This is a genomic window from Shewanella surugensis, assembly GCF_023284005.1.
GTDB classification, from domain to species: domain Bacteria; phylum Pseudomonadota; class Gammaproteobacteria; order Enterobacterales; family Shewanellaceae; genus Shewanella; species Shewanella surugensis.
This window is the reverse complement of record NZ_JAKIKS010000202.1, coordinates 1-5,537: the sequence shown is the minus strand read 5'-3', so window position 1 is coordinate 5,537 and position 5,537 is coordinate 1. Positions and strand designations below refer to the sequence as shown.

General features: G+C 39.0%; 8 protein-coding genes. 6 read left to right on the top strand and 2 right to left on the bottom strand.

The window, feature by feature from the left end:
* Positions 1-619: hypothetical protein (locus L2764_RS25495; protein WP_248943170.1), on the bottom strand; the 619-nt coding region annotated here is incomplete at its 3' end.
* A gap of 379 nt (positions 620-998) precedes the next feature.
* Between L2764_RS25495 and L2764_RS25490 the strand changes: the two genes are divergently transcribed.
* The 3 genes from L2764_RS25490 to L2764_RS25485 all read left to right on the top strand — a co-directional run bounded on the left by L2764_RS25490 (position 999) and on the right by L2764_RS25485 (position 3,654).
* A complete protein-coding gene (locus L2764_RS25490; RefSeq protein WP_248943169.1) occupies positions 999-1,178 on the top strand; it encodes a transposase in 180 nt (59 codons plus the stop codon).
* 100 nt (positions 1,179-1,278) lie between these two features.
* On the top strand, positions 1,279-1,497 hold the full coding sequence (locus L2764_RS28420; protein WP_376708500.1) for a transposase: 219 nt from the start codon (positions 1,279-1,281) through the stop codon (positions 1,495-1,497).
* 693 nt (positions 1,498-2,190) lie between these two features.
* A complete protein-coding gene (locus L2764_RS25485) occupies positions 2,191-3,654 on the top strand; it encodes a L,D-transpeptidase family protein (protein WP_248943168.1) in 1,464 nt (487 codons plus the stop codon).
* 409 nt (positions 3,655-4,063) lie between these two features.
* Here L2764_RS25485 and L2764_RS25480 read toward each other — a convergent pair whose 3' ends face one another.
* Positions 4,064-4,219, bottom strand: coding sequence for a hypothetical protein (locus L2764_RS25480; protein ID WP_248943167.1), 156 nt, complete (start codon positions 4,217-4,219; stop codon positions 4,064-4,066).
* A 43-nt stretch (positions 4,220-4,262) separates the two neighbouring features.
* Between L2764_RS25480 and tnpA the strand changes: the two genes are divergently transcribed.
* The 3 genes from tnpA to L2764_RS25465 form a co-directional block, all read left to right on the top strand.
* Positions 4,263-4,565, top strand: coding sequence for an IS66 family insertion sequence element accessory protein TnpA (gene tnpA / locus L2764_RS25475; protein WP_248943166.1), 303 nt, complete (start codon positions 4,263-4,265; stop codon positions 4,563-4,565).
* A complete protein-coding gene (gene tnpB, locus L2764_RS25470) occupies positions 4,565-4,906 on the top strand; it encodes an IS66 family insertion sequence element accessory protein TnpB (RefSeq protein ID WP_248943165.1) in 342 nt (113 codons plus the stop codon). The genes tnpA and tnpB overlap by 1 nt, the downstream gene beginning before the upstream one ends.
* A 116-nt stretch (positions 4,907-5,022) precedes the next feature.
* Positions 5,023-5,537 (top strand): IS66 family transposase zinc-finger binding domain-containing protein (locus L2764_RS25465; RefSeq protein ID WP_446539689.1); only part of this gene is annotated, 515 nt, incomplete at its 3' end.

Here is a 5,537-nt window from a genome sequence, read left to right as displayed (position 1 = left end):
CGTGTGCGTTATCATCAGTGATGGTTATCGCCTGATTTAACACAAATGGCCCAGCTTGATCGGCAATACTGAAGCTCACCACGGTGATGGGACCATCGGGGCTGACGGTATTGATGACATTGCCTATATAGGCGCCACCGTCTTCAGGGACGTTTATTATTTCATTCTCATCGATGAAGTTATTAATAAATAGTGGATCTTCGTTGTTTTTAATTTTTGCTATACTAGGTGTTGTTATTTGGAATCCTTTGGTATCATGGCCACTTTCTGCACGTGTCTCATTAGCCTGACGTTCTACTGTAATAAAGTCAAAACCACCTTCAACAGCATCAGGTGAATCAAGTGTGGAATTATCCCCTGATGGTGTCTGGGTTTGTATCGCAGGTGTTTCGTCATCAATGTCTACAGGGTCTGTAATAAATTGACCTTGTTCATTTATGTAATGATTATTTTCCGTTCGCAGATCAAATTTAGTATTGGGGGAAAAAATAAGTTGCTCCCCTTCCTTGACTATATCTCCAATGGATAAATCTCTTATATTACCTTGTAGATCTTTAACTTTTAATTGTCCGATTAGATTAGTGACAACGGCATTGTGTGTGATTACTAAAACATCCATAATTTTATCTCTACTAGTTTAAATTTAACTTAGTTAATTAGAGTGTTTCGTTAATTCAGTTGCACTTTAGTATTATAGTATGTATTGGCATAGTTGATCGAAGAATTCTGGTTCTTTCTACTTTCTGTTGGTATGGAAGTCAGGTAGCCAAGATGTTGCGCGCAAAGAGCGTATAGCCTAGAGTCACCTATTCTATGATATATTCTCATAGAATAGGTGACTCTATAAATTGGAATAACTGTAGTGATTTACATACCATTGATATTGATGAGATTAGTAACCGCAAAGGATTTAAAGACTTCATAGCCATTATCAGTGCAAAAGATAAGGATGGATTCTTTATATTTTAGGGGGATTGGATGATTTAAGAATCAAGTAAATGACAAGGCTAAAATTTGAATTACCCGCTGATGAGTACGCTAAATTAAAAGATATGATGTGGATCTTACGTAAACAGTATGAGTGTTTAACGAAAACAGATAAAGGCAAACTTACGCTGCTTTATCAAGACTCACTATCATTAAAAGAAGCCCATAAGCATACATTAAAGTTAACCTAAATATTCAATACCCATTGTAAACGAAAATCGGCGATAGCTAAACTTGACAGATGGACCACTCAAGTCAAAAAAAGTGACTTGAAGTGTTTTAATACGTTTATTGAAACGCTTGAAAAATAGTGGCTTTGTTGGAGGGCTTAATAATAAAATAAAAGTAGTGAAAAGACGCTGCTATGGATTCACAAGAAAAGAGTTGCTGTTTCAAAGATTGACCTTGGATCTACATACAAGGCTACAGAATGTGAGAGATCTGACCAAAAGGAAAGTGGAAAGAACCTTTTTTCCACGTCCACTTGTTTATGCTTGGATTTTGTACTAAAAGTTAAGGTAGTTAGTCTAATTACTGTCCGCTGTCCGCTGTCCGCTATCCGTTGACCGGATGGGGCATAGTTGGCAATATTATTGTCCTATCATCATAGGACTTACGCATTGACGAGATAGACACCCTGCGCATCGGTGTAATAGAGGTTAAGGATATACACGAAAACCCCAGAACGATGAAAACTAATAAGGCATTGATATAATGCATAAACACATCATTTAATTAAAAGTGTTTACAGAGCCTTACCAAGCGATAAAAGGAATTGTTTATAAAGTGGGTTTTGATTACAACATTGGTATCATTGAATTGGAAATCACCGAAAATTATATTTATATGATTGTAAGAAGTGAGCCTAAGGTGTCACCAAGTCATAATGCAGGTGATAAAAAGTATCTCAGCCCTAGAATTTTTCAAATGCTATTCTGATATCAAAATGTGCTATTTTTAGGATGGTAAACTTTGGAGTCAAAGTTACTTTGTTGAAACAATTGGTAACGCAAATGAAGAGGCTATTCGTGGGGATGTTCAAAGGCTATTGATTGACTTAGAGCTAAGAATAGAAAAATTCAGATCGATTTTGGCTCTTCTAAACTCGGTCGCTTGCGGACGATTATTTAATACTTGTCAATGCGTAAGTGCTTCATCATTCTTTTTCGTAAATTTATACCCATTTCTTTAGCAGGGATATATATGAGATTATGGCCTTTATTCGTAGGCTCTCTTGTTTTTCTCCTAGGACTTACTACCGATATAGAAGCCAGAAAAATCCAGCATGATTTACTGAAGTTAGATTTGCTGTATGAAGGCGTAGATCATGAATTAATCTGGCTGGATGAGGAAGGGATAAGTCTAAACGCAATGGTCTTAATAGGGATCTTAGATGATCTTGGCATCTATACTGATATTGGTAGTGGCTTATATAAAGATCTAGATATCAGGCTTAAGGATAGGCTATATTCAAGCGCTTTGTTGGATCTGTTAGAACGTATCAGTTTTGTTAAGGGAAGAGACGCTAGTAATGAGAGAGCTAACTTGCTCGAAGTCATTAAAAATGGCGAGTTATCGGCCTATATAGATCGTATTTTACCAACCTATGATGAGGTTTCAAAAATTCGGCACATGATCCGAGTATATAAAACTCAACTGGATCTCGATTGGCCGTCAATGACTCTGGTTCACTTTAAACTGGGTCAGAGTTCAAAGAAAGTGCTACGCTTACGGTGGATGTTAACGGTCTTAGGGGATATAAAAAAAAGCGAGCTGACTATTTATCGGAAGTCCATCTACGACCCTGTGGTTATCCACGGCATTAAATCTTTTCAACGCCGACATGGCCTGACGGTTAACGGCACATTAGATGAGCCTACTGTATTGGCATTAAACATCTCTCCTAAGCAAAGAGTGATTCAGATGCAACAGAATTTGTGGCGTTGGATCATGCTGCCATCGAGCCCCCCAGACAAATATATTAAGATTAATATTCCCGATTACACTTTAGAACTGTACGTGCTTGGCGAACTTGATTTGACCATGAAGGTAATTGTTGGCAAGCCTAGTTCTCCCACTCCTGTGCTATTGACCCAGATAACTGGAATAACTATAAATCCTTACTGGACTCCATCTATAAACATTATTCGTTCAGAATTACTTCCCCTCAATAGCCGAAAACCAGGTTACTTAAACCATAAAGGATTTGAATTACATCCAGTGGGGAAGAATCTTAGATCAGTAGTTAAACTTAGCAATGTTACTTCTAAGCAACTCACAGGCCTGCTGAAAAGGTATCGTTTAGTACAGAGTCCAGGGGAAAAAAATGCCTTAGGCAAACTGAGATTTACCATACCCAACACTAAGTCAATTTTCCTTCATGATACGCCGGTAAAAAAATTATTTGAGGGTGAGAACCTAGCACTGAGTCATGGTTGTATTCGTCTAGAAAAAGCACAAGCACTCTCCGAATACATTCTGTCGACTAAGAATGAGGCTAAGGAGATACGAAGAGCACTGAATGGATTAAATACAAAGTATGTGTCATTGTCAGATCCTATGCTGGTATTTATTATCTATCTGACAGCCTGGGTGGATAATAGTGGAAAACTGCAGTTGAGACCCGATATTTATCACTTAGATACGGAACTCATTACAGGTTTATAAATGCCCTTGAATTTGTCTGGCTTTTCTGCTTTTCTTGTTGGTCGAAATGCGAATATTTTACATTCCTGCAAATCCAGCACTAATCTCTGCAATAATGACTCAGTTTTAAAGAAGACATAGCAATGTAAGCAATCAATATAAGTAGCTAAACAATAATCTTGCAATTTTAAAGAAGTAAAATCGACACTGTCGATAATATGACTTAATTGCGGCTAAACACTCATGATCCCAATACGTTATGTCAATCACCTTAATAAATATGAGATTTTAACACTTGAACAGCTTTACAATAATCACCTTAAACCCGCTGTACGAAGGCGAGCCCATACTATTTTACTTAACTGATGTTACGCAAACCATATCTGGTATTCTTGCCTGATGAAAAATCTAACCTTGATTTATACGCTGACTATTTTCTGAGCACCTTTGGTGCTGCGACGGCGACAGGTCTGTCAGCCATGGTCGAAGGTGAGGTCAGTAATGACAAGATCACTCGGCTTTTATCAGAGCAAGATTTCACTTCCAAAGTAACCGTCCGAGCAAGTACATCTTCAACTGCGTTCATTGATCCCTTATTTTAACGTCTGACTATCACATCAGGAGTTAACATGACTAAACGTTCTCATGAAGAGTGGATTGAATTAATAGCACAACAGAGCGAGAGTGGCTTAACCATTGGCGATTTTTGCCGCCAACATAAAGTGAGTACCAGTACTTTTTATGCCCGTAAAGCCAATAAACCTAAGCAACAAGCAGGCTCGCCTTTTGTGCAAGCAAGTCTAGCTGCATCAAGCGAAACTGCACCGCAACATTCGATTTGCTTGCAGCATCAAACGGGGTTATGGACTTTTCCTTGCGCCTTACCTGCCAGCTATCTCCTTGAAATCATAGCGGGCTTACAAAAATGTTAATGTTCCAACAGCTCCCGAGTGTTTATCTACATCAACAGCCCGTTGATTTTCGTAAATCAATAAATGGCTTAGCTATCATCGTTGAGCAGCAATTGTCGTTACAAGCTACCGATGGCAGCGTGTTTGTCTTTTGTAATAAAGGCCGTGATAAATTAAAAATACTCTACTGGGATAACACCGGTTTTGCACTTTGGTACAAGCGCCTTGAACAAGCTAAATTCAAGTGGCCAACACAGAGCGAAGAGGAGTGTATGTGCTTATCTGAACAGCAGTTTCATTGGCTTCTATCTGGCTTCGATGTATTGGGACATCGGCATATTAACGGCTTGAGTTACAGTTGATTGATCGTGATTATGAATGCAACTTCTCATAATCAGATCAATCAACTGCCCTAGTTCACCCTGCTTTTTGGTATAATAATGCCATGAAAATATCACCCCATAATTTACCCAATGATATTGATGCTCTTAAGCAATTATTGCTTGAGACGCTTGCGGCTAAAGATGCTGAAATCGCTGCACTGAAACAATCTGTGCAGCGGTTACTTGAGCAATTCCGCCTTGCACAACAAAAGCGTTTTGGTGCCAGTAGCGAGCATCATGATCACCAAGGTGAGTTATTTAATGAAGCTGAGGCAACAGTTGATGACGTTGATAATGAGCCTGTTGAATCGAGTACTGATGCAGTACCAGCGCCCCTTAAAAAACGCCCTAAGCGTCAACCTTTGCCTAAAGACTTACCGCGCGAAATCATAGTACATGATATTAGCGACGAAGAAAAACAATGTGATTGCTGCGGCGAGCCGCTGACGTTAATGGGACAAGATCGCAGTGAAAAACTTAAATTCATTCCTGCTCAAATCAAAGTCATTGAGCACATTAGGTTAAAATACAGCTGCAACCAGTGTGAAACTCAAGGGACGCAAGCTAACATCAAGCAAGCGCCCGTACCCGCCAGCCCTATACCAAAAGG